Genomic DNA, 25260 nt, shown 5'->3' on the forward strand with positions numbered 1-25260 from the left:
CCGAGAATTCCTGCAAATGTGCAGGCTTTTATCTTCCATAAGGCCATAAACGTCAAAAAAACTGCAAATGTGCAGGTTTTCACCAGATATCTGCTTGCAACGGGGTCATGGCCCGAAAATGGATGCACTTTTGCAGGAATTTCTTTCGGCCTCGGACAGTCCGGCGAAAAAGATGCATAATCGCAGGAACTTTGCTCTCCGCAAGATTACAGGAGGCATCGGAAGTTACAGCCAAACCGATCGGAGCGGATCTGATCAGATCACATCGGATCACATCGGATCATTTCCCCCATCGTCAGAAAAATTTATTTCAAGCGCCCCGGGTGTTATAAATTTTACAGCGTTTAAAGCGCTTGCCTTGATAAAGTTTGAGTATAAAACTTTATCATAAAACTTTTTTGGACAAAAAGGAGGCTTCGGGCGATGGACGATGCTCATGCTTTACAGGATCGCGGCGGCCAGGATGTCGTGGAAGGAATCTGCGAGACGACGCTGGCCATAGCCCATCATATGGGCAGGTTGTTTTTTAATGATGGCGAGTCGATTTTACCAAGCAAGTTTTTCATTCTTCTGGCGGTATCGCGCAGCGGTCCCAGCATGATCTCGCAAATCGCCGAGCAGGTCGGACTGTCGTCCGGCGCCAACACGATCGCGGTGAATAAATTGGTTAAAGACGGGCTGCTGGAGCGGGTCAAGGATAAGAATGACAAGCGGGTTTGCTGGATTCAAATCACCCCGGGCGGGCAAGCCGTCCTCGATGAAATGATCGAAAAGCGGAACCGCGTGTTCAAGGGCATCCTTGAGGATTTTTCCGAGGAGCATCTGGCGATCTTCCTCTCTTCTTTGGAAAGCATCCGGGATAAGTTCTCGCTCGAGCCGAACGAACCGCACGCAACCGTTGCAACTTCTATACAGGAACAGGAATAGGTGAAATTATGCTACTGCATATTGGACTGGATATCGGGTCGACCACCGCGAAAATCATCGCCATACATCAATCGGAAATTATCCATGAAAATTACGTCCGCCATTATTCGGATATACAAACCGCCGTCCTCTCTCTTTGCGGGGAAGTTATGGAGCGGTACCCGGGCGCGGAAGCCACCGTCTGCATGAGCGGCTCCTCCGGGCTCGCCCTTTCGGAGCTTGCCGGCATCCCCTTTCTGCAGGAGGTCGTAGCCTGCACGAAAGCGGTCAAAATCGTCGCGCCGGAAACGGATACCGCGATCGAACTCGGCGGTGAAGACGCCAAAATCATTTATTTCAGCGGCGGCATCGAGCAGAGAATGAACAACGCCTGCGCCGGCGGCACCGGCGCGTTCATCGACCAGATGGCGGCGTTACTGGAAACCGACCCCGCCGGCCTGAACGAGCTGGCGAGCCGCCACGAGACGATCTACCCGATCGCCTCCCGCTGCGGGGTATTCGCCAAAACGGACGTCCAGCCGCTGCTGAACGAAGGGGCACGGCGGGAGGATATCGCCGCCTCCATCTTCCAATCCATCGTCAACCAGACGATCAGCGGGCTGGCCTGCGGCCGCCCGATCCGCGGCAAGGTCGCCTTCCTCGGCGGACCGCTGACGTTCCTGCCGATGCTGCGGGAACGGTTTGCCGTGACGCTCGGTCTGAAAGAGGATGAAATCCTCTTCCCCGAGCGCAGCCAATACTTCGTCGCCTTGGGCTCCTGCCTGCACGGCGCGGACGGCGAGTCCCGCCCGCTCGCCGAGTGGCATGCGCGCCTGCGGGAAGTCGACTTCGCAAGCGCCGCGCGCGGCGACAGCCAACTGCTGCCGCCGCTGTTCAAGGACGAAGCGGACCTTGCCGCCTTCCGCTCGCGCCACAAGGCCGCCTCGGCCGCGCGCATGGATTTGGCCGGGTACACCGGCCCGTGCTTCCTCGGCATCGACGCGGGCTCCACGACGACCAAGCTCGTGCTGACCGGCAGCGAGGATCAGATCCTGCATACGTTCTATGCCGGAAATAAGGGGAACCCGCTCGCTTCCGTCCGCGAAGCCTTGAACGAAATTTACGATTTGCTGCCCGAGGGCTGCCACATCGCCCGCTCTTATGTGACCGGCTACGGCGAAGGTCTGGTCAAAACCGCATTCCGCGTTGACGGCGGCGAAGTGGAAACCGTCGCGCATTATAAAGCGGCGTCCTCCTTCCTGCCGGAGGTTGATTTTATTCTCGATATCGGCGGTCAGGATATGAAATGCATCAAAATCCGCGGCGGAGCCATCGACTCGCTGATGCTGAACGAAGCCTGTTCGGCCGGCTGCGGCTCCTTCCTCGAAAGCTTTGCCGGCACGCTTGGCCTAAGCATAACGGAGTTCGCGGCCCAGGCGATGCAGGCGAAGGCGCCGGTCGATCTCGGCTCCCGCTGCACCGTTTTCATGAATTCCAAAGTGAAGCAGGTGCAGAAGGAGGGCGCGACCCTGTCGGACCTTTCCGCCGGCCTCGCCTATTCCGTGGTCAAGAACGCACTGCAAAAGGTGATTAAAATCCGCAATCCCGAGGAAATGGGCAAAAAGATTATCGTCCAGGGCGGAACCTTCCTGAACGACGCGGTGCTGCGGGCGTTCGAGCAGCTTACCGGCCGCGAGGTCGTTCGCCCGGATATCGCCGGGATTATGGGCGCCTACGGCTGCGCGCTGATCGCTAGAGAGAGTTACTCCGGCTGCGGCGTCAGCACAATTTTGCCCCGGGAAGAACTGTATACCTTCACTTACGAGGTTTCCCATGCAAGATGCCGCCTTTGCAGCAACAATTGTGCCATGACGGTCAGCCGGTTCCCGGACAAAAGCTTCCATGTCACCGGCAACCGCTGCGAACGCGGCGCCACCCAGAAAAAAGAGAAGAACGATTTACCGAATTTGACGGAGTACAAATATGAGCGGATGTTCGATTATTCCCCGCTGAAGGCTGACGAGGCCACCCGGGGTACGGTCGGCATTCCGCGCGTGCTGAACCTGTTTGAGAATTATCCGTTCTGGCACACCTTTTTCACCAAGCTCGGTTACCGGGTCGTCCTGTCGCCGAAATCGAGCAAAAAGCTGTACGAAAGCGGCATGGAGACGATTCCGTCGGAATCCGTCTGCTATCCCGCCAAGCTGACGCACGGGCATATTCAGAGCCTGATCGACAGCCGTGTGGACTTTATATTCTACCCCGCCGTCGTCTACGAGAAGAAAGAGGATACGTCCGCTGACAACCATTTTAACTGCCCGGTGGTGGCCTCTTATCCCGAGGTGATCCGCACCAATGTGGATGCCCTCAAGGACGGTGGCGTGAAACTGGTCAGCCCGTTCCTCAATTTCGATTCCGAACCTGTATTGCGCAAGCGTCTCCAGGAGACCTTCCCGGACATTCCGAAGGATGAGCTCAACACCGCGTTTGACGACGCGTGGGAGGAAGCGGAGCAGGCCAAGGAGGACATCCGCCTTAAAGGCGAAGAAACGCTCGCCTATATGGAGCGCACCGGCACGAAGGGAATCGTTCTCTGCGGGCATCCGTACCATACCGATCCGGAGATCAACCACGGCATCGCCGAGCTGATTACGGGCATGGGTCTGGCCGTGCTGACCGAAGACTCGATCTGCCACCTCGGTACGGTCAAGTACCGGCTGCCGATCGTCAATCAATGGACCTATCACGGTCGGATGTACCGCGCCGCCTATGCCGTCACGGAGCGGACCGATCTGGAGCTGGTGCAGCTCACTTCGTTCGGCTGCGGCATCGACGCAATTACCGCCGATGCGATCCAGGAAATTCTGGAACGCGAAGGGAAAACCTTCACCCTGATCAAGGTCGACGAGATCAGCAACCTGGGGGCGGCCCGAATCCGGCTGCGCTCCCTGCTCGCCGCCATGAGGGAGCGTGAAGCGGCGATGACGACACCGGGCGGCGGAACGGCCCCGACAGCTCCGGCGCCGTTCACCAAGCAAATGAAAGAGGGCTACACGATCCTGGCGCCGCAGGTTTCGCCGATCCATTTCGAATTGTTCGAACCGGTATTCCGCGATGCCGGATACCGGCTCAAGGTACTAAAGCAGGCGAGCAAGGAAACGACCGAGGAAGGGCTCAAGTTCGTCAACAATGACGCCTGTTATCCGGCCATCGTGACCATCGGGCAAATTATGGCCGCGCTGAAAAGCGGGGAGTACGACCCGGACCGGACCGCGGTCATCATGACCCAGACCGGGGGCGGCTGCCGGGCGACCAATTACATCGGCCTGCTGCGCAAGGCGCTGAAAGAAGCGAGGATGGAGCAAATCCCGGTCATCTCGCTCAATATTTCCGGGCTGGAGAACCAGCCGGGCTTCAAGCTCAATCTGAAAATGATCAACCGGCTGATCGCCGCCTCGTGCTACGGCGATTTGCTGATGCGCCTGCTCTACCGCTTCCGCCCTTACGAGCTGCATAAGGGCGATACCGAGCTGTTGTTCCGCAAATGGATGACGATTGCCCGCCATTCGCTGCAAAATTTCTCTTTTAACCAGTACAAGGACAATATCCGGAACATGGTTGCCGAATTTGAAGCGCTGCCGCTGACCGGAGAAGCCAAGCCCCGGGTAGGCATCGTCGGCGAGATTCTGATCAAGTTCCATCCCGACGCCAACAACAAGCTGGTTGACATCATCGAGGCCGAGGGCGGCGAGGCGGTCGTTCCCGATTTTCTCGATTTCATGTTCTACTGCCTGTACAATCCGATCTACAAAGCGGACCAGCTCGGCAAGAGCAAAATGTTCGGGCTGCTGAACCCGATGGTGATCAGTTACTTGGAAATGTACCGCAAACCGGTGAAAAAAGCGCTGGAGCACAGCCGGTTCCTCACTCCTCCAGAAAGCATCTATGACCTGGCGGACAAAGCCAGCCGCCTCGTATCCGTCGGCAACCAGATGGGCGAAGGCTGGTTCCTGACCGCGGAAATGATGGAGCTGCTCGATCACGGTGTGAACAATATCGTGTGCATTCAGCCGTTCGCCTGCCTGCCGAATCATATTACCGGCCGCGGCATGGTTAAAGGCTTGAAGGAGATCTACCCCGACGCCAACATCGCGGCGATCGATTACGACGCCGGAGCGAGCGAGGTCAACCAGATCAACCGGATCAAGCTGATGATGTCCATCGCCAGCGGCGTTCTCTGCTAATATAGAAAACACCTCCAGTTCACCCGGGCCGGTGAATTGGAGGTGTTTTTAGTTGCCATTAACCATCGAAATGATCATGTTAGCCAAATAGCTTGGACTATAGGTGGTCCCTTCTTGCAACCACCAGGATACGATGCCGAGCGTCGAAGCCGCAATGATCTCGTTCGGCACCTTGAACGGCCGCCCGTTCGCTTTTCTGTCTTCGGCCCAAAACGTGATGATATCAAGCAGTATTTCATACACTCTGCGGCGAAAATCTTTATTCTCCAGCATTACCTTATAGAGCCCCGTATTGTGATAAAAAAGCTCAAGAAATGCAACAACCTGTTTACGGGAACCTTTTGCAATTGGCGGGTTATCCTCGGATAAAGGCTTCATCGTCTTATGCAGCTCGTCAAGCATTTCATTAAGCATTTGTTCTATGAGATCATCAATATCGCGATAGTGCAAATAGAAGGTCGCACGGTTTAATTCGGCCCGGTCGGCAATATTTTGAACGGTCAATTTATTGATATCGCCGTTTTCCTGGATCAGTGAAATGAGTGCAGCTTTAAACATTCGCCTTGTCCGTTTTATTCGGGGATCGACCTTTCCGTTTTCATTGTTAGGCATTTTATCAACCCTTCGTCTATAATTTTTGACTTTTGCGACATATATTCAAAATCCGTTAATTAGTATACATTTTCTTGAAAATTGCAAATGGATACTTTCATTTTTTTCATGTTATGATTTATTGACACAGTATCAATTATACAACTCGATGCCAATAATGAAATAGGAAAGGAAAGTGTAGTTCAACATGAGTCAACCTCAGCAACAAGTAAAGAAAGGACTGCTTCTCTTCGTCTTACTCTTGGGTTCGTTTCTATCCGTTCTGAATCAAACGATCCTGAATGTCGCTCTGCCTGCTTTGATGGAGGAATTTGCGGTTTCCGCCTCAACGGCTCAATGGCTGTCGACCGGATTTATGCTGGTGAACGGGATTTTGATTCCGGTGACGGCTTTTTTAATGAAACGGTTTACCACCCGCCAGCTTTTCATCAGTTCCATGCTTTTGCTGTTTGCGGGTACTTTGATTAACGCCATCGCCCCGAGTTTTGAAGTTTTATTGATCGGACGGCTCATTCAAGCTGCCGGAGCGGGAATTATTATGCCTCTGTTAATGGCGGTCGTGCTTGCGATCTTTCCTGTTGAGGGCCGCGGAACGGCCATGGGGATGACCGGACTTGTAATGGTATTTGCACCGGCCATCGGCCCTACTTTGGCGGGGATCATTATTGAACAGTATTCATGGCGGTGGATATTTATTGGCATGTTCATACTTGTCGCCATCGTGATCGCTCTATCCTATAAACTCTTGGTCAATGTATCGGAGACTTCCAAGCAAAAGCTCGATATCCTAAGCATCATCTTGTCCACATTAGGGTTCGGCGGCATCCTTTACGGCTTAAGCAGTGCGGGCGACAAGGGCTGGGGGAGCGCCCTGGTGCTCTCCTGCCTGGCTCTGGGGCTCCTCTTTCTCGTGCTTTTCTGCCGCCGTCAGCTGCTTGCAGGCGATCCTATGCTTAACTTACGGGTGTTTAAGGACAAAACGTTTACGATCACGACAATCATTAATGTATTGGTAACCATGATCATGTACGGAGATATGATTTTACTACCGCTGTACTTGCAATCCAGCAGAGGATATTCCGTGCTGGACACGGCCTTGCTGATGCTGCCGGGCGCATTATTGAACGCCGTGATGTCTCCGATATCCGGCCGCTTATTCGATAAATTCGGCGCAAAACCGCTGGCGCTGATCGGCCTGATCTTCATCATTCCCGCCGTATGGGGAGTTACCGGCCTGACCGAAACGACCGGTTACGGCTATTTGATGTTCAGAACCATCCTTCTGCGAATCGGCATGAGTTTGCTGACCATGCCGATCACCACAGCCGGACTGAATACACTTCCGAAACAACTGGGCGCTCACGGGTCCGCCGTGACGAATACAGTCCGCCAGGTTGCGGGTGCCATCGCAACGGCGATGGTCGTTACGATTATGTCGATAAGCGCCAAACATCATACTGTTCAACTGGCCGAATCCGGCAGCTTGCTCTCCAAAGCGCAAATTACGAAGGCTGCTTCCATATTTGGCGCAAGCGAAGCTTATATTTTCATCACCGCTGTCGGCATCATAGCTATCATAATGACCCTGTTCATGCCGGGCAAAAAGAAAGAGGGAGCGGAGCAAAAGAAAACCGTTGCCGAGAATTAAATAAAATGGATCATAAAAAGCCCAATTTCTCAATTTTTCGTGAGAAATTGGGCTTTTCGTATATTGCCAATAAAATGATTAATTTTGATTTTTCTGCTGCTCTATCTTCTCGGCCAATTCATTGAGATAGGCCCAGCGGTCCATTAACCGCTCCAGCTCGGCTTCCGCCTGCTGCTGCTCCTGCATCAGCTCCTGAAGCTTGACCGCATCGCTGGCCGCCGCGGCCATGTCCTCGGTGATCCCGGCCAGACGCTGTTCCGCCTCCTCCACCCGCTCGTCGATCGTCTCGTATTCGCGCTGCTCATTGTAGCTGAATTTTAGCTTTTCCCCGCGGGCAGGGTCTTTGGCGCTTCCTTTCGCACCGTCGGAAGCGTTGTCGGCGGTGCTCCCGGACTTGGACGTGGAGGCGGCGGAAGATGCCGCATGAATATTGACGCTCGATGTTCCCGAGCCGCCCGCCTGAATCCGCTCCTCGTAATCGCTGTAGTCGCCGACATGAACGGCGACGACTCCGCCGCCTTCAAACGCCATAATCTTGTCGACGGTCCGGTCCAGGAAATACCGGTCGTGCGATACGACGAAGACGGCGCCCGGGAATTCGTCGAGATACGCCTCCAGGACGGTCAGCGTCTGAATGTCCAGGTCATTGGTCGGCTCATCCAGCAGCAGCACATTCGGTGCTCCCATCAGCACGCGGAGGAGATAAAGCCGCCGCTTCTCTCCGCCCGACAGCTTCGCGATGGGCGTCCACTGCATCGCGGGCGGGAACAGGAAGCGCTCCAGCATCTGCGCCGCCGTGATCCGCGAACCGTCCGCCGTTTCGACGACCTCGGCCGCCTCTTTGATAAATTCGATTACCCGCTGCTTGCCGTCCATCTCCTGATGCTCCTGGGTGAAATATCCCAGCTTCACGGTCTGGCCGAGCTCGATCCCGCCCGCATCCGGCTGGGTCCGTCCGGCGATCATATTGAGCAGCGTGGACTTGCCGCTGCCGTTGGGGCCGACGATGCCGACGCGGTCCCCAGGGACGGCCGTATACGTCAAATCGCCGATCAGCAGCCGGTCCCCGATCGATTTCCGCAAATCGGAAATCTCCAGAATTTTGCGTCCCAGCCGGGTGGAGGCGACAGAAATATCGAGCGCGGTACTCTTGTATTCCGTCTTCATGTTTTGCAGCTTCTCGAACCGCTCGATCCGCGCTTTCTGCTTGGTCGAACGCGCCTGCGCCCCCCGGCGGATCCAGGCCAGCTCGTTCCGCAGCAGGTTCTGCCGCTTCTGCTCCGAGGCCGCCTCCCGCTCCTCGCGCTCGCTCTTCAGCTCCAGGAAGCGGCTGTAATTCGCTTCGTAGCGGAACAGGCGCCCGTGATCCAGCTCCAGCATGACATTGCAGACCCGGTCGAGGAAATAGCGGTCATGCGTGATCAAGAGCAGCGCACCGCGCCGCTTCTGCAGATACGCTTCCAGCCAGCCGACGGACTCGTTGTCGATATGGTTGGTGGGCTCGTCCATAATGAGCAGCTCCGAAGGGATAATCAGCGCGGACGCAAGTGCGACGCGTTTGCGTTGCCCCCCGGACAGCTCGCCCATTTTTTTGCCGAACTCGGTAATGCCGAGCCGGCCGAGCACACTCTTGGCCTCGCTTTCCAGGCTCCAAGCCCCGAGCCGGTCGATATCCTGGCTCAGCTTGGCCACTTTGGCCTGCCGCCCCGGATCGTCCGGCAGGAGCTCCAGCTCCTCCATCGCTTCCATATAAGCGGAAACGGCCGCGAGTTCGGGGCCGCCGTTTTGAAACACGCCGCGCAGCACGGTGATGTTTGGATCAAATTCGGGATTTTGCGCCAGAAAAGTGACCCGGGTATCCCGGTTGACGGATACCCGGCCTTCATCGGCGGGCTCCAGTCCGGCGATAACGCGGAGAAACGTCGATTTGCCCGTACCGTTCACGCCGATGATTCCGATCTTGTCGTTTTCCTCCATGCCAAACGAAGCGTCCTGAAACAGCACCTTTTCGCCATAGGTTTTCGTCAAATGTTCGACGGTCATAATATTCATCGTTTATTCCCACTTTCTTAAACAAGCATCAAGCCAAGGCCCCAGGCGATCAAACCGGCCGCGAGGGAACTAAGCGCGTTCACCATATCGTTGTTCATCCAGGCGAGGCCCCGGCCTTGCAGCGTGGCTGTTTCGCAATGCGCCTTGACCTCCACGCTTTTGCCGCATACCGGGCAGCGGTACATCCGCTGGAGCGTCGCGCCGAGCACGGAATCGGCGAACGCGCCGATAAACCCGGACACCCCGCCGATCAGCAGCCATTGCCATAAGGGCAATGCAGAATAAGCGGATGCCGTGTCCGGCTCCCCCGTGCCGCCGCCGAGCGCCAGCAGCGTCCAGGCCGCGCCGCCGATCACCATCGCTCCGACCAGCGCAGCAGCGCTGCCGAGCAGAGAGACGCCGCCGGACGTTCCGGCAGGCAGCGGCTTCCAGGTCAGCACCGACCGCGGCGGCTTGCGGCTGAGCCCGCCCCATTCGGTCGCCCACGTATCCGCGGTAACCGCGGCCATCGTGCCCACGAAGGCATAGGCCCATGCCGGGTCCGGCCACAGCGCGTTTCCGATGCAGGCGGCCATGCCCAAGCCGCCGTTCGCCAGCACTTGCCCCGCGTCTCTTCGCCCGCTCTTGGCATACGATTTCTCCAGTTCCCGCTTCCGCTCCCCGCGCAATTTGGAAAACAGCGACGAGGTGATGAAGAACAGGAGCAGCAGGCCAAACCAAAACAAATTGCCCGCTCCGTAATATACCGTTCCCATGACCCATGCCGCGATCATGCCCGACAGGGACAGCGATCCTTTCCAAAAGGCGGCACCAGAGACCAAAAGGGCGCAGAGCGCCCCGATGATCCAATCCGTCATGATCATTACCCGGCTGACGGGCCGGAAGCGATTATACATTCGCCCAGTACGTTCGCCCCGTAAGCAATCTCGAGCCGGTCGCCGCGGAAAACGGGCCCTACCCCTTCCGGGGTACCGGTAAAAATATGATCCCCTTCATCCAAACCGTAACGGTCCCCGATATAGTCCACAATTTGCTGCAGCGAAAAGATCATGTTGGAGGCGTTGCCGCATTGCACCAGCTCCCCGTTCTTCCGCAGTGTAAAGTCCTCGTCCGCGATGCGGCCGACTCCCGGGAAAGCGAGATAAGGCGTCAGCGGCGCCGAATTTTTAAACCCTTTGGCCGCCGTCCACGGCTGCCCTTTTTGCTTCAGCACGCTTTGCACATCGCGCAGCGTAAAATCAATGCCGAACGCCATCACGTCGACAAGCTCGTCCACCGTCATGCCGGGCTCGTAGCGCCGGGCTATCCGCAGGACAAGCTCGGTTTCGTAATGAATTTCGCCGCGGTTCTCCGGCAGGACAAGCTCCGCTTTGTCCATCGGGACTACCGCGTGCGACGGCTTCTGAAAGATCAGCGGCTCCTTCGGCACCTCGTTGCCGAGTTCTTCGGCGTGCAGCCGGTAATTGCGGCCGACACAGTATACATTGGCTATCGTCTTGTTCATCCTAAGCGCCTCCCGATTATCCTTTGGTTAAACCCTATCTGCGTCCGGTTCCTTGATCGCCTTGCGCCAAATATCCGGGCGGTTGGTACAGATGAGAACGTCTTTGTGCATGGCGGCCACCCGCCGCATCCGCCGGGCGTCGTCCAGCGTCCAGGCCATCACCTCGATGCCGCGTCCGGCCGCTTTGCCGGCCAGCTCCGACGTCAAATGCCGGTAGTTGATCGAAAGGAATGAGCAATGCAGCAGCTGCAGCCGCAGCAGCAAATCCTTCGGTTTGCCGTCGATGATCAGTCCCGTGCGCATTCCCCGCCCGATTTCTTTGATCTTGGCCAAAATCCGCGGCTCGAACGATGTCAGGACGACATCCTGTTCCATGTGCCGTTTGCGGACGGCCGTTATTATCTTCTCTTCGATGCCGGGATACATATCGCCCTCGGTTTTGACCTCGATATTGGCTTTCAGCCGCCCGCAAATTTTGTCCAGAAATTCGTCGAGGCTGATCAGCCGCTCTCCGGCATAGGCTTTGGATTTCCAACTCCCGGCGTCCAGCGCCTTAAGCTCTGCCCATGTCTTGTCCTTCACAGGTCCCCGGCCGTTCGTGGTCCGGTTTAACGTGAAGTCATGTATCAGCAGAGGAACGCCGTCTTTCGACAATTGGACGTCGACCTCGACCCAATCGACATACGGCTGCTCCATCGCGAGCGTGATCGCCGCCATCGTGTTCTCCGGCGCGATTCCGGAGAATCCCCGATGAGCTACGCATTGGTTCGGCACATTCCCACGCTCCTCATGAGGTAATTTAGAGACTTCAAGTATTGTCGGAGACTTCGGAAGGTTCCGGCGGTTCCGCGGATCCCATGCTCTTCACCGCCGCGGCGCTCACTCTGCCGGTAGCCTCGATCGAGACGCCCGGCGACAGAGCCTCCACCGTTCCCAGCAGCTCCGCTCCTTCCTCCTTCGTCATAGGCACCGGCTGAGCCAGCTCCGTTTTGAACGGGATCAGTTTCAGCTCGCAGTCGCCCTTCCGCGTGCATTCCGCGGCAAACACGGCGGTTTCCCACGTACTGGCATCCGTCGATTTCGTGAAAATAAAATTTCCCGTACCGTAGGCAATCCATTTCCCTTTATATTTCTCCAGTCCTTGCAGTACATGCGCATGTCCGCCTATGACCATGTCCGCGCCGGCATCGATAAATTCATGGGCCAGCGCCGTTTGATGATCTTCGAGCTTTGTGGTGCGTTCTTTCCCCCAATGGGCCACGACAAGCACCAGGTCCGCGTTCTTGCGGGCCGTTTGGACCGCCTTCACGGCTTGGCGCGAATCATAAGCCGCGGCCACGCCGGGATTGTTTCCGGCAGCCCAAGACTTGTCGGGAATGACGCGGCTGAAGCCGCATAGGGCGATTTTGATCCCTTTCCGCTCAATATAGACGGGTGCATATGCCTCTTTGCCGTTCTTGCCGGCACCGACATAGAGCAAGCCATTTTGCTTCAAGTGATCCATCGTGTCGAGCAGCCCCTCGACGCCTTGATCCAGCGTATGGTTATTCGCCAGGTTTACCGCTTCCACGCCGGCCTTGGCGAGCTCGGGCAATGCCTCGGGCGAAGACTTAAATACAAAGGTTTTGTTTTCCGCCGCCGTGCCTCCGTCCGTGACCGGCGTTTCCAGATTCACGATGCTGAGATCGTCGTTCTGAAACAGCTCCTTGACGTATCGATACGGATAATCATAACCTTCTTTGCGCAATTTGTCGGCGACTTTGCCGGAGAATATCGTGTCCCCCGCAAAATGAATGAGCAGCCGTTCCCCCGAGTCGGCGGGATCCCGTACGCCCTCCTCATTCTGCGTCCCTTCTTCGTCCGCCGGAGCATTGGCCGGATCGACCTCGGAAGCGTCGCCGGGATCCGCGGGAATCTGCGCCACATCCTCGTCCTCAGCGCCGGAATCCATTGAAACTTGGCCCTGGCCTTCCCGATCGTTCCCGGCCGCCGTATTGCCGTCCTGCTCAAAGGCTCCGGAAGACGGAAGATCATTATTGCCCGTACCCGGTTCGCCTTGCATCGTGCGGTCGGATAAATAAAAATAAGCGCCCAAGACAACGATGATGAAAATCAGTGATAAATTCAATCCAAGCCAAAAGCGGCTCTGCCGCCGTTGCTTTTCCTGCTTTTGCTTCTTGTATTTCTCCGAACGCGGTGGATACATCATTAAACCCCTTTTTTCCTCTTATCATCTGCTTTCCTGAACATGATTGATTTTATTATATCAGGTAACCCGAAATAAATAGAACCCCTCGCCTATTTTGGACGAAGGGCTCTTTCGGCCTAATTTCCCGGCGCGAGACGCGCCGGATTCGTTTAGGCCCATTTATTTCCCGGCATAGGTTGTAAAAATCACGTCGCTAAGCGTCTCCATATAAAGCGGATCGGTGTTGAGCGAATCGATCCGTTCGAGCCGCATATCGAGCTCCTTGGCGATCGCCTTGGCTTCGATGTCGAGATCGTACAGCACTTCCAAATGGTCGGAAACGAACCCGACCGGAGCAACCAGCACATCCTCGACCTGCTCCAGGCTCAGGCTGCGCAGTGTATCGAGAATGTCCGGGCCGAGCCAGGGCTCTTGCGTCCGCCCTGCGCTCTGCCACGTAAATTGCCAGGAGGTCACTTTCGCGCGTTCGGCAACGGCCTTGGACGTCTCCATGAGCTGGTCCCGGTAAGGATCGCCCATTTCCAATATTTTTTGCGGCAAACTGTGCGCGCTGAACAGCACTCTCACCTTATCCCGCTGCGCTCCGGCTTCCTCGAATTGGTCAAGCTTCTTCGATACCCGGGCCGCCAAAGCTTCGATCAGCTTCGGATGCAGATGATAGCTGCGGACGCATTTCATCGCGATCCCGGTTTCCGCCGCCTTCGCTTCCGCCCGTTTGATGTAGCCGCCGATGCTCATCACCGAATAATGGGGAGCCAGCACGATGCCGACCGCCTCCTTGATCCCGTCATTTGCCATGGCGGCGACGCCGTCCTCGATGAACGGACTGGCGTGTTTTAGCCCCTGATAGCAGACAAACTCTTTATCCGCATAAGGATTCAGCCGGTTTATCGTTTCCTGCAGCGCCGCCACCTGTTTGTCGGTATTTTCCCGCAGCGGAAATACGCCGCCGACGATCGCCTCATAGCGGTCTTTAAGCTCTTTCAATTGCTCCGCGGTCGGAGGGTTGCCCCGGCGGATATGCGTATAATAAGCCTCAACCTGATCCATATTGGCCGGTGTGCCGTAAGACATCACCAAAACGCCTATTTTTGTTTGCATAATTGCTCACCTCTTCAAAAAAATGGATATTATGACTTCAATTTCGGCTTCCGCTTCTCGATCGCATGTTCCGAATACTCGTGCACATAGTCGGTCAATTCGCGCAGCTTGTCGATCGATGCCTCGGGAAACAGGCCGTGCCCCAGATTGAATATGTACCCCGGAGCCTGAATCCCCTGGTCGATTATATCTTTGGCCTGCTGTTTAATGATGTCCATGGGAGCGGTAAGAATATACGGGTCCAGGTTGCCCTGCATCGCAAACTTCCCGCCGGTCCGGCGGCGGCCTTCCCCGATCGACATGCGCCAGTCTAGGCCGATCACATCGGCGCGGATATCCGTCAACGTCGGCAGCAGTTCCCCGGAGCTTACGCCGGGAAAATAAATTTTCGTTACATCCAAATCGCTCAGTTCGGCAAAAATACGGGTAATCGTCGGCAGCACATAGCGCTCGAAATCTTTCGGCGCCAGCGATCCCACCCAGCTGTCAAATAGCTGGAACGCCTTTCCGCCGCTGGCCACATGGGCGCGCAGGTAGGTAATTACCATATCGCCGAGCTTTTCCATCAGCTTGTCCCAAAGCTCCGGCTCCCCGTACATCATGCTCTTTGTGCGAATATAGCTTTTCGAAGGGCGTCCTTCGATCAAATAGCTCGCGATCGTAAACGGAGCGCCGGCAAAAGTGATTAAAGGCACATCCAGCTCGCGATCCAAAATTTCGATCGTTTTCAGGATGTGCGGCAGGTCCTTCTCGACGTCGATCGGCTTCAAACGGTCGATATCCGCTTTGGAACGGATCGGATTGTCGATCACGGGCCCGATATTTTTGACGATATCGAAATCAATGCCGATGGAAGCGACGGGGTTCATAATATCCGAATATAAAATGGCGGCGTCCACCCCCAGCTTGCGTACCGGCATCATCGTCACCTCGGCCGCCAGCTCGGGCTGCAGCGATATTTCAAGCAAACTGTATTTTTCTTTAATCTTCCGGTATTCGGGATCGTATCTGCCCGCCTGGCGCATGTACCAAACCGGAAGACGATCCACCTCCCGCCCTTGGGCGGCGCGGATGAACCGATCGTTATAAGCCACAAATAATGCCTCCAATCATCGTAAACCTTCAATATATATTATGCCTCTTTTAAAAGTAAGTAACAACCGTCACACTGGCTCGTCCAAGTGACAAACATATGACAATGCTCTCCCTGAGCATGTCAATATTTATGTTATACTGTAAAGACTTTGTTTTGCACCCAGAATCCCTGAAAGGAAGTGAAAGCACATTGAAGAGCTGGAAAGTCAATCTCATTGTGCTTTGGTTCGGACTGTTCCTGGTCAATGCCGGAATGACGATGATCACCCCGTTTTTATCGCTGTATTTGGCCAGAGATCTGCATGTGGTTGGAGAGCGGGCCATCGGCTTATGGGCCGGCCTGATCTTCGCCGCCAATTTTGCAACCTCGTTTGTGTTTCAGCCGATCTGGGGCAAGCTGGCTGACAGGTACGGCCGCAAAATCATGCTGCTGCGCTCCGGCTTCGGCATGGCGGTCGTCATTACGCTAATGGGCTTTGCCACGCAGCCGTGGCATCTTCTCCTGCTCCGCTTGCTGAATGGAACGATCTCCGGCTTCAATCCGGCCGCCGTGTCGCTCGTATCGGGCACCGCGCCCAAGAACCGGATGGGCTTTGCCATGGGTACGATCCAGTCGGGTAACGTCGCCGGCACCATTCTCGGGCCGCTGATCGGCGGGCTGATGGCGGAACGGGTCGGTTTCCGGCCGATTTTCTACATTACCGGCGCACTGCTGTTCGCGGCCTCCCTGCTGGCTCTCTTTTTCGTCCGCGAGAAATTCGACCGGGAGGAGGCGGCCCATACGCCTCAGGTATCCGTGTTGCAGGGTTTTCTTGAATTAAATAAAACGCCGCAGCTGACGGCTCTATTTGCGGTAACCATCCTGCTGCAATTCGCCATGATCAGCCCGATGTCCCTGCTCCCGCTATACGTCGAGAGGCTGCACGGGACGGCGTCGGACGTGCCGTTCTGGGCCGGCTTCGCCACCGCGGTCACAGGCATCTCCAACATGGTGACCTCCCCCGTGCTCGGGAGGGTCAGCGACAAGTTCGGAGCGCACCGGATACTGACCTATTCCCTGATCGGCGCGGCGGCCGCCCTGATTCCGCAAGCCTTCGTACACACCGTCTGGCAGCTCATCATCGTCCGGTTTATGATGGGGATCTTCATGGGCGGCCTGCTGCCAAGCGTCAACGCGCTGATCCGGTTCTACACCCCGGACGGCATGGAGAGCCGGGCCTTCGGCTTCAACAGCAGCATGATGGCGCTCGGCAACATGATGGGTTCCATCATCGGCGGCTTTCTGGCGGGCTATATCGGGATTGAGGGCATCTTCATCATCTCCGGCGTCCTGCTGTTTATCAACACGGTCTGGGTCAGATTCAAGCTGTACGCCAAGCCGAAGGTCGCTTCTTTCAAGTAGCGCGAATTAAAGGAATAAACCGCGACACAAACAAGCCCTCGCCTTGGGAAATGGCGAGGGCTTGTTTGTATCTGTCGCTATGGAAACCTGGGCGCCGATGGATCAAACAAAGCCGTACGTGTTGGATTGCCCGCCGTCGATGGCGATGGTCTGGCCGTTCACATAACTGCAATCTTCGCTCAGCAGGAAGACTACTACTCTGGCTACTTCCTCCGGTTTCCCAAGCCGTTTGGTCGGGTTGCCTTGAGCGAATTCGGCTTCCGCCTTCTGCGGGTCTTCCGGGTTAACCTGCTTGAAAGAGCCCGCAACCATCGGTGTCAAAATCGCGCCCGGCGCGATCGCATTGGTGACGATGCCGCTACGGGCGAATTCGAGCGCGGCGTTCTTGGTCATGCCGGAAACAGCGTGCTTGCTCGCCACGTAGGGAACCTGGTTGATGACGCCGCGAATCCCGCCGACCGAAGCGGTATTGACGATCCGGCCATAATTATGCTTTTGCATGACGGGAATCACATAGCGCAGACCGTAGTAGACGCCCAAGAGGTTGATATCGATAACCTTCTTGAACATATCGACATCATAATCCGGAATCAGCGCCTGTTTTCCCTCAATGCCCGCGTTGTTGTAAAATCCGTCGATTCGACCGTAAGCCTTGACCGTTTCATCGACGTATTTCTTTACGGCCCCCTCGTCGGAAACATCGGCGGTCACCGTTAAGACTTCCGCATCCGGATACTTGGCCTTAAGCTCCTGCTTCGCCTGTTCCAGCGCGTCTTCTTTAAGGTCGACCAACGCCAGCTTCGCGCCTTCTTTGGCCGCTTCCATCGCGGTCGCCTGCCCGAGTCCCATCGCGGCACCCGTAATGACGATTACTTTGCCTTCCAATCGTTTGCTCAAAGTTTTCACATCCTTGTAGAAGTAGGGATGTAAATAATTTAACCGCTATGGCGGAAAGTGATGCACTATCGGCTAAGTTTTAAGCGAATGAATTCACTCACTGGGAACACAAACTAACTGGAAAATCTACAGTTAAATTAAAATCAGACTGCGATTCAATAAAAATAACTGGAAAACCTGCCGTTATTTCAGGCGATTCATTGGGAAGCAACGAAAAACGGAGCAATTAGCTGGAGGTTCTCCAGTTAATTGCTCCGCAAAGCCCTTTAAAAGCAAATCAACTGGAGGAAATCCAGTTAATTGCCAATATGGTTAAGCATCTGCAGGCTTCACCACCGCGAGCGCCAGGCCGTCGAAGGCCGGCAGCATCGTGCTTATCAGCCGTTCGTCCGTGGCGATCATTTCATTGAATTTCCGCACCGCGAGGACCGAGGGGCCGTTTTTGTCGGGGTTCAGCGTCCGTCCGCGCAGCAGCGTATTGTCCCCGGCGATGAGTGCGCCGGGCGCGGCAAGCCGGATCGCGTATTCCAAATACGCTGGATAATTCCCTTTGTCCGCATCGATCAGGAAAAAGTCGAAACGCTCGCCCCGCTCCTCCAGCAGCTTCAAGCTGTCCAGCGCCGGTCCGATCATATAATCCGTCACTTCGCCGTATCCGGCGCGTTCCAGGTTTCGCCGGGCCAAGGCAGCGTTTTCTTCCTTAAGCTCCAATGACAGTAGGCGCCCGCCTTGCTTCATGCCCCGTGCCAAACAGATGCCGCTATACCCGCCGAGGGCGCCGATTTCCAGGATGGAGCCGGCTCCGGATACCGCGGCCAGCATCGTCAGCAGCCTCCCGTAGCCCGGCGCGATCGACACATCGTTGATGCCGCTCTCTATGATAGATTCCGTTACGCTCCGCAGCACTTGATCCTCCGGATACAAGGCCTCGCTATATTCCTCAGGAGTCATCTCCCACACTCTCCTTTTTTTAAATCCGGCAAACAATCCAAAAATCATCGGTATTTCCGTTTGTATCTTATTTGACATTGGCCTATACTGAATTGTATGGTTTTTGCGCTATAACCACAAGTATGACACGGAGTTGATAGAATCTCATGCCGGAACAAGAACAACTGTTGGAGCTGATCGCCACTGCGCCGATGGGGCTCGAAGCCGTCGTCGCCCGCGAGTTGAAAGAAATGGGATACCACGATACCGCCGTGGAGAACGGCCGGGTTACGTTTAAAGGAACGATGGCCGATATTTGCCGCTGCAATTTATGGTTGCGCACGTCGGACCGGGTTTTGATTAAAATGGGCGAGTTCACCGCGCTCACGTTCGATGAATTATTCGAGGGCACCAAGGCATTGCCCTGGGAGGAATGGATTCCGGTCCACGGCGAATTCCCCGTCGAGGGCCGGTCGCATAAATCCCAGCTCAGCAGCGTGCCCGCCTGTCAGGGAATCGTCAAAAAGGCGGTCGTCGAAAAGCTGAAGGAAAGCTACCGCAAGGAATGGTTCGAGGAGAACGGGCCGCGCTATGTGATCGAGGTCAACCTGCTAAACGACAAAGCGCTGCTGACGCTCGACACGACCGGCCCGGCGCTCCATAAGCGCGGCTACCGCAAAGTGGCGACCGAAGCGCCGCTGAAGGAAACGATGGCCGCGGCGCTGATCCTGCTCAGCCGCTGGAACCAGAACCCGGCGCGGCCGTTCTACGATCCGTGCTGCGGATCGGGCACGCTGCCGATCGAGGCGGCGATGATCGGCTGGAACATCGCGCCGGGCCTGCGGCGCAGCTTCAACGCGGAAAGCTGGCCGGCGCTGCCGGAATCCATGTGGCAGCGGGCCCGCGAAGAAGCGATCGATGCCGTACGGGACGATATTCCGCTGAATATCGCCGGCAGCGACATCGATCCGAAGGCGATCGAAGTGGCCGAAGCCGCGGCCAAAAGCGCCGGGCTGGCCAAGGAGATCGCCTTCCAGGTGCTCCCGGCCGCCAAAATCCGGCCGGAGGGCGACTACGGCTGCCTGATTACGAACCCGCCGTACGGCGAGCGGATCGGTGAGGAGAAAGAGGTGCGCCGGCTCATTGCCCAGCTCGGCCGCGTCGCCGCCGAGCTCCCGACCTGGTCGTTCTTCGCACTGACGCCGACCAAGCAATTCGAGCACGATTTCCAGCGCAAGGCGGACAAGCGCCGCAAGCTGTTCAACGGCCGGATCGAGTGCCAATATCTGCAATTTCTCGGACCCCTTCCCCCGCGGCATTAGCGCCCGGGTGGAGGGTTTCTCCGTTTCGAAAGGAGGTTGCCCAAGGTGGCTAAACCTATGAAATCCAATCATTTTATTCGCAAGCTGCCGGCTTACCGCCATTTTGAATATATTGTTTTTATTCTGATCATCTTTTTCAAGCTTGTGATATTGCATAATAACCTGCACGCAAGATATATTGATATGAATCTTCTCGACGATGTCATCGCCATCGGATCGATATTGCTCGTGTCTTTCTGGACGCTTTGGCTGCCCCGCCGGGGGCGGTCATTCGCTCTCCTCTTTCTGAACGTGCTGCTGACGGGACTTATTTTCGCCGATTTGGTATATTACCGTTACTTCGGCGATTTCATCACCGTTCCGGTGCTGCTCCAGGCCGGTCAGGTCGGCGAGCTCGGGGACAGCATCCTGTCGCTGATCTCCTTCTCCGATCTGTGGCTCGTTGCCGATTGGATCGTCTGGCTGGCGATAAAATGCGGCCTGTCGATCTATCGCCGCAGAGACGGAGTACGGTCTCACATCCGCAGCGCGCGGGAAGGCGGCCGGCCGCGCCGGTTGTCCCGGTTCATTCAGGGACTGGCCGTTTTCGCGCTCGGGTTCGTCCTGACGCTTGGACCCATCCGGTTCTATGCCGCGACGTGGGCGGTCGGCTTGTTTGAAGGCGCCTGGTGGAATATCTCCTTGTACAACGTCACGGGCCTGCTCGGTTTTCACTATTACGACGCTTACCGCTACGCCAAAGAGCATCTCGGCGGCAAGCCGAACCTTATGGCCGACGAAAAGGAGAAATTCGCATCCTGGTTCCGCCAAGCCGGCGAATCCCGAACCGAGAATAATGACACCTTCGCCGCTTACCAGGGTAGCAATGTTCTTGTCGTCCAGGTGGAGGCATTCATGAATTTCATGATCGGCAAAGAGATCGGAGGACAGGAAATCACCCCGAATTTCAATAAGCTGATGCAAGAGAGCCTGTATTATTCCAATTATTATCATCAAACCGGCCAGGGCCGCACCTCCGACGCGGATTTCTCCTCGCAGAGCTCACTGCACCCACTGCCGACAGGGTCCGTGTTTGTACGGTATCCCGACCATACGTATGACGTACTGCCGCAGATCCTGAAATCGGCCGGCTACGAAACCGCCGCATTTCACGCTTACGAGGGAAGCTTCTGGAACCGGACCAATATGTATAAGGCAATGGGGTACGACCGTTTTTACAGCAAAAAAGACTATCAAATGGACGAATCGCTCGGCTGGTCGCTCGGCGATAAATCGTTCTTCCGGCAATCTCTTGAATTTATGGTCGCGGAACCGCAGCCGTTCTATTCCTTCTTAATTACGTTATCCAGCCATCATCCGTACTCTCTTCCGGCCTCTATCCGCGAGCTTGATACGGGCGAATTTAAGGATACCCTATTCGGAAACTATCTGGAATCGATCCATTACGCGGATGCCGCTTTGGGCGAACTGGTCGAAGGGATGAAGCGGGACGGGCTTTGGGAGAACACGATTCTTTATGTTTACGGAGACCATGACAACTCGATTACGGAGCAGGCCAATTATGAAAAATTCCTCGGCAAGCCGCTTTCCGAGCTCGATATGCACCAAATCATGAATCAGGTGCCGCTGCTGATCCATCTGCCGGACGGCAAAGCGGCCGGGGTTTACGACCAGCCCGCCGGGCAGCTCGACATGGCCCCGTCGCTTATGCATCTGCTCGGCATCCCTAGCGATGCCTACTATATGATGGGCAACAACCTGTTCGCCTCGGGGGACAAATTCGTGGTCTTACGCTCCGGCGCCTTTACGGACGGGAAGCTGTACTACATTCCTTCCCCGGACAACCTGTTTGAAAACGGCAACTGCTACGATCTCACCACCCGTGAGAAGACAGATATCGAACGATGCCGGATTCCGCATGAGGAGGCGAAGGAACGGCTGCAAATGTCGGATAAACTGATAATGGGCGATTTTATTCCGGAATTGAAAGAAGGAGCCCCAAGCAGGTAGAAACCCGATTGGCCGTGAGGCGCCTGAGTTCGTCCGTTCCGCGCACTGGCCCGGGGGAATTACATGGGCTATAATGGGACATGAGTGTATCTGCCATATTTTTCGTTAATCAATACTTTGGAAAGCGGCGATTCGATGAGCAAATATGGAATGAATGTGAAATTTACCGCTAAAGCCGGGGAACGCGACGCACTCGCGCAAATTTTGCTCGGCGCTGCGGCGGCTGCGGAAGGGTTTGAGGGCTGTGAGAAATACATTATCAGCCTGTCGGAAACCGAGCCGGATGCCGTTTGGGTCACCGAGATTTGGAGCGGTGAGGAGGCGCATCAAGCGTCGCTGAACAATGAGGCGGGCAAAGCCCTGATTCAGCAGGCAAGACCGCTAATCGCAGGGGTCGAATCCTACCCGGTTCGGCCCATCGGCGGCAAGGGACTGTAGCAGCCTTCCGCATGAAAGAAAAAAAACAAGCTGCCCCTTCCAATCCACGGAATCGGGCAGCTTGTCGTTTATCGGGGCGAATAGCCGTTATAGCCGTTACTCCTTCGGCTTTTTAACAAAGGGTGCGGCCTTGGCCAGCACTTCGTCTTCCGTCGGAGCGCTGACATAGCGGCCGTTAATATAGACGAATGCTCTCTTGCCGCAAGGCCCGCAGTAGGATTTGCAGCCGATTTTGATCTCGGCGTCGGGCGCCAGCTTTTGCAGCTTCGGCACGAATGTCTTCATTCGGATATGATTGCATTTGTCGCAGATTCGTATATCGTTAGCCATGCCAATACCTTCTTTATTTCGTGCTGAATTAGTGATCCCCGTGATTTCCATGGGAAGGGTTCGTGATAACGAAGCCTTCTTGCGGGAAATACAGGTAGTCGATCTTTACGCCGTCGAGCAGCGGTTCGTTCGTGTCGACGATGACGTCGATTTCTTTGTCGGTCGAAACAATGTTATCTTTATCCCCCGGCTTGACCAAATCAAGGCCGTAATGAGCATGGTCTCCATGCGCATGAGTGATGAAAACTTTCAATACAAGCCCCTTGTTCTCTTCCTTTTCCATTTCCTTCTTTATCACTTTCGCCGCATTGCGGGTAATCTTGACGCCCATATGATCTCTCCTATCCAAAAATGACATCTTCAATATTCCTATTGTAAAGAAACATCGCCTAACGCGCAAGGCCGACGGTTATTTAAGCATCGATTTGGCGCCGGCTTGCTCCTTGCGCTCGGCCCGCTCCACAAACCAGTTCATCAGCAGCATCGTCACCGCCATATCGTCGATCGGGACAAAGGGCAGAACGTCCGGCAGAACCCAATACAGCAAGGCGGGCACTACAAGCAGCAGTTTGTCCGTAATCGGAACCCGGGAAGAACGCAGCAGCCGGGGAACCCGGCGGAAAACATAACCCCAGCGGCGCAGCGACCATATTTTCGACCATTTCATCGTTCGTTCCCCCTTTTATAATACGTTATACGATAAGATACCCTATTTTCATAGGAATAAATAGATCTGCTCTGTTCCACTGGAAATATCCAAGTGAAGGGCAAGCAGAATGACAATTCTTGCGCGCCTGATTGGATATTTCCAATCTCGCGGACGAATTCGGCCGGTATTGCCCCGATTTCCGCCTTCTTCATTGGATTTTTCCAGTGAGAATATAAAATTTTCCTTCAGACGCTCCGACTCATTGGAATAATCCAATCAAGATTCCCATAAAAAATCCGGGGGTGCCTTACCCCCGGATAAATTCCGCCAAAATCGGCGCGAGGTCCGCATAGATCTCGTCAAATTGCTCCGCCGGCAGCGGGTTCACGCCCTCCCCCGCCTCCACGGTGAAGCCGGGGCGGCGGAACTCGTCGATGAACCAGTCCTTGTAGCCCGCATCGCTCCCCTCAAGCTTGACGGCGCGGTACCCACTGCCCGCGGCCGCGAGCCGCTCCGCCAGCGCTTCCGCCTCCCGCGGCTCGCGGTCGCGGTAGTTCCAATAAATCTCCTTGCCCTGCGTGTGCAAGGACATCACCCGGCTGAACGGCACCTCCCGCGTCAGCCGGGCGAGGGCGGCCGCCTCCGGCTCGCTGAGCGGATGCGTGCCGCCGTAATCCTGCGGCGCCGGGCACGGCACGCCCCGGCGCTCGCGCTCCAGTTCCCAGCAAGCCGGGAACTGGTCGTTCAAATCGACGCCGCGGAGATTGGCCTTCCAGCGGCGGAAATCGCCGCTGCCGCCGTTCCACGCGGCGAGGTCCTCCGCCCAGGCGCAGCCGGGCGGGATGCCGTCCTGCGCCAAATCGGCGCCGTCCGGATTGGCCAGCGGCACCGCCCACAGCGTCGCCGCTTCGAGGCCGCGGGCTCCGCCCGCCGCCCGCATTGCGGCTTGCTCTTCCACAAAGCGCAGCAGCAGCGGCGCGGTGATCCACTCGTTCGCATGGACCGCCGCATTGATATGCACGGCTTCCGGCCCGCCTTGCAAAATCAGGGCCACTATCGGCTTGCCCAGCACGCTCGTACCGATGGTCCGGACGGTCAGAGCGGGATATTTATCGAGCAGCCGGTGACATTGCCCAACGAAATCCCCGCTCCGGTAGCCGCCTCGCTCCAAAGCCGCTATAGGCGTTTTTGCGCAATCGCAATCGCCAGCGCCAGCCATCATGATCATCTCCCTTCGCAAATGAATGATCCATCATTCCGCAAAGCTACTGCCACATGCGCATCCCGTAAACTATAAACGCCAAGACGAAGAGGTGTGCAGGATAAAAGGACCGCCAAAGCCAAGACGGCACCCTTCGGTTCTCCAGTTTTCTCCATATTCCGGGACCGAAAGCGATGACCAGGGTCGGCAGCAAGCTGAACATTTGAATCACCCAGCCGTAGGCCAGCAAATAAACGAGGTTCAGCAATAGATGCATGAGCAGCATCTCCGCGGAACGCGCATATCTGAATATAAGCACGAGAAGAAGTCCATATGCCCCGTAATCGAAAGGAAGTATCTCCATCAGCAGGCAGACGGCCGCGATGAAGAGAACCGGCAAAGGTCCGGGCTTCATGCCGTCCAGCAGCCGCAGCATGATCAGCGCCGCCAGCAGCGTCGCCACCACGTTCAGGCCATCGGGAACCAATGCGAGCTGATAAGGGATTTGCGATATCAGGGCGATCAGCAGCAGCCGGGCCGCGTATCGTTTGAAATTGGAGGTGTGCAGATAGCCTTGAACAATCGCGTAGGCATACAGCGGAAAGGCGATTCGCCCGATCACTCTCCAGATTACATTTTCGGGAAAGAACAGCAGGCCGATATGATCGATCAGCATGGTAAGCATTGCAATCAGCTGCATAAAATGTACT

Annotated in this window: 22 protein-coding genes; 7 read left to right on the forward strand and 15 right to left on the reverse strand. The window is 55.9% G+C overall.

Annotated features, from left to right (window positions below):
- Positions 1–423: 423 nt before the first annotated feature.
- Both V3851_RS06900 and V3851_RS06905 read left to right on the forward strand, forming a co-directional pair.
- Positions 424–927: a MarR family winged helix-turn-helix transcriptional regulator gene (locus V3851_RS06900; protein WP_331845780.1), complete on the forward strand. Its 504-nt coding sequence runs from the start codon at positions 424–426 to the stop codon at positions 925–927.
- Between the two features lie 8 nt (positions 928–935).
- Positions 936–5150, forward strand: coding sequence for an acyl-CoA dehydratase activase-related protein (locus V3851_RS06905; protein WP_331845781.1), 4215 nt, complete (start codon positions 936–938; stop codon positions 5148–5150).
- Positions 5151–5198: 48 nt separating this feature from the next.
- On the opposite strand, the gene V3851_RS06910 is transcribed toward V3851_RS06905, so the two are convergent.
- On the reverse strand, positions 5199–5762 hold the full coding sequence (locus V3851_RS06910) for a TetR/AcrR family transcriptional regulator (RefSeq protein ID WP_331845782.1): 564 nt from the start codon (positions 5760–5762) through the stop codon (positions 5199–5201).
- Positions 5763–5949: 187 nt separating this feature from the next.
- Between V3851_RS06910 and V3851_RS06915 the strand changes: the two genes are divergently transcribed.
- The gene (locus V3851_RS06915) at positions 5950–7410 is read left to right on the forward strand and encodes a DHA2 family efflux MFS transporter permease subunit (protein WP_331845783.1); all 1461 of its coding nucleotides are present in this window, start codon (positions 5950–5952) and stop codon (positions 7408–7410) included.
- A gap of 78 nt (positions 7411–7488) precedes the next feature.
- On the opposite strand, the gene V3851_RS06920 is transcribed toward V3851_RS06915, so the two are convergent.
- The 7 genes from V3851_RS06920 to hemE all read right to left on the reverse strand — a co-directional run bounded on the left by V3851_RS06920 (position 7489) and on the right by hemE (position 15370).
- Positions 7489–9462 carry an ABC-F family ATP-binding cassette domain-containing protein gene (locus tag V3851_RS06920; RefSeq protein ID WP_331845784.1) on the reverse strand — a complete coding sequence of 658 codons (1974 nt, stop codon included), beginning with the start codon at positions 9460–9462 and terminating at the stop codon, positions 7489–7491.
- 17 nt (positions 9463–9479) lie between these two features.
- Entirely contained in the window at positions 9480–10319 is an 840-nt protein-coding gene (locus tag V3851_RS06925; RefSeq protein ID WP_331845785.1) for a DUF92 domain-containing protein, read from the reverse strand.
- A gap of 5 nt (positions 10320–10324) precedes the next feature.
- Complete coding sequence (locus V3851_RS06930; RefSeq protein ID WP_331845786.1) at positions 10325–10966, reverse strand: fumarylacetoacetate hydrolase family protein; 642 nt, start codon at positions 10964–10966, stop codon at positions 10325–10327.
- 27 nt (positions 10967–10993) lie between these two features.
- Entirely contained in the window at positions 10994–11740 is a 747-nt protein-coding gene (locus tag V3851_RS06935) for a glycerophosphodiester phosphodiesterase (protein ID WP_331845787.1), read from the reverse strand.
- Between the two features lie 34 nt (positions 11741–11774).
- On the reverse strand, positions 11775–13172 hold the full coding sequence (locus V3851_RS06940) for a CapA family protein (protein ID WP_414859277.1): 1398 nt from the start codon (positions 13170–13172) through the stop codon (positions 11775–11777).
- A gap of 162 nt (positions 13173–13334) precedes the next feature.
- A complete protein-coding gene (gene hemH / locus V3851_RS06945) occupies positions 13335–14276 on the reverse strand; it encodes a ferrochelatase (protein ID WP_331845789.1) in 942 nt (313 codons plus the stop codon).
- 29 nt (positions 14277–14305) lie between these two features.
- Complete coding sequence (hemE, locus tag V3851_RS06950) at positions 14306–15370, reverse strand: uroporphyrinogen decarboxylase (protein WP_331845790.1); 1065 nt, start codon at positions 15368–15370, stop codon at positions 14306–14308.
- A gap of 191 nt (positions 15371–15561) precedes the next feature.
- On the opposite strand from hemE, the gene V3851_RS06955 reads away from it, so the two are divergent.
- On the forward strand, positions 15562–16773 hold the full coding sequence (locus V3851_RS06955) for an MFS transporter (protein ID WP_331845791.1): 1212 nt from the start codon (positions 15562–15564) through the stop codon (positions 16771–16773).
- A 102-nt stretch (positions 16774–16875) separates the two neighbouring features.
- Here V3851_RS06955 and V3851_RS06960 read toward each other — a convergent pair whose 3' ends face one another.
- Positions 16876–17670 (reverse strand): glucose 1-dehydrogenase, encoded by a 795-nt coding sequence (locus tag V3851_RS06960; protein ID WP_331845792.1) that lies wholly within the window; start codon positions 17668–17670, stop codon positions 16876–16878.
- Between the two features lie 312 nt (positions 17671–17982).
- Entirely contained in the window at positions 17983–18621 is a 639-nt protein-coding gene (locus V3851_RS06965; protein ID WP_331845793.1) for an O-methyltransferase, read from the reverse strand.
- Between the two features lie 146 nt (positions 18622–18767).
- Between V3851_RS06965 and V3851_RS06970 the strand changes: the two genes are divergently transcribed.
- The 3 genes from V3851_RS06970 to V3851_RS06980 all read left to right on the forward strand — a co-directional run bounded on the left by V3851_RS06970 (position 18768) and on the right by V3851_RS06980 (position 22370).
- Positions 18768–19922: a THUMP domain-containing class I SAM-dependent RNA methyltransferase gene (locus tag V3851_RS06970; protein ID WP_331845794.1), complete on the forward strand. Its 1155-nt coding sequence runs from the start codon at positions 18768–18770 to the stop codon at positions 19920–19922.
- A 57-nt stretch (positions 19923–19979) separates the two neighbouring features.
- On the forward strand, positions 19980–21932 hold the full coding sequence (locus V3851_RS06975) for an LTA synthase family protein (protein WP_414859278.1): 1953 nt from the start codon (positions 19980–19982) through the stop codon (positions 21930–21932).
- A 135-nt stretch (positions 21933–22067) separates the two neighbouring features.
- Positions 22068–22370 carry a putative quinol monooxygenase gene (locus tag V3851_RS06980; RefSeq protein ID WP_331845796.1) on the forward strand — a complete coding sequence of 101 codons (303 nt, stop codon included), beginning with the start codon at positions 22068–22070 and terminating at the stop codon, positions 22368–22370.
- A gap of 96 nt (positions 22371–22466) precedes the next feature.
- Here the strand turns inward: V3851_RS06980 and V3851_RS06985 are convergent, their stop codons facing one another.
- The 5 genes from V3851_RS06985 to V3851_RS07005 all read right to left on the reverse strand — a co-directional run bounded on the left by V3851_RS06985 (position 22467) and on the right by V3851_RS07005 (position 25250).
- Positions 22467–22700: a YuzB family protein gene (locus V3851_RS06985; RefSeq protein WP_331845797.1), complete on the reverse strand. Its 234-nt coding sequence runs from the start codon at positions 22698–22700 to the stop codon at positions 22467–22469.
- 28 nt (positions 22701–22728) lie between these two features.
- Complete coding sequence (locus V3851_RS06990; RefSeq protein ID WP_331845798.1) at positions 22729–23031, reverse strand: iron-sulfur cluster assembly accessory protein; 303 nt, start codon at positions 23029–23031, stop codon at positions 22729–22731.
- A 78-nt stretch (positions 23032–23109) separates the two neighbouring features.
- Complete coding sequence (locus V3851_RS06995; RefSeq protein WP_331845799.1) at positions 23110–23367, reverse strand: hypothetical protein; 258 nt, start codon at positions 23365–23367, stop codon at positions 23110–23112.
- Positions 23368–23656: 289 nt separating this feature from the next.
- Complete coding sequence (locus tag V3851_RS07000; protein ID WP_331845800.1) at positions 23657–24571, reverse strand: M14 family metallopeptidase; 915 nt, start codon at positions 24569–24571, stop codon at positions 23657–23659.
- Between the two features lie 43 nt (positions 24572–24614).
- Positions 24615–25250: a TraX family protein gene (locus V3851_RS07005; protein ID WP_331845801.1), complete on the reverse strand. Its 636-nt coding sequence runs from the start codon at positions 25248–25250 to the stop codon at positions 24615–24617.
- Positions 25251–25260: the final 10 nt, after the last annotated feature.

Origin of the sequence: Paenibacillus haidiansis (assembly GCF_036553665.1) — a bacterium.
GTDB classification, from domain to species: Bacteria; Bacillota; Bacilli; order Paenibacillales; family Paenibacillaceae; genus Fontibacillus; species Fontibacillus haidiansis.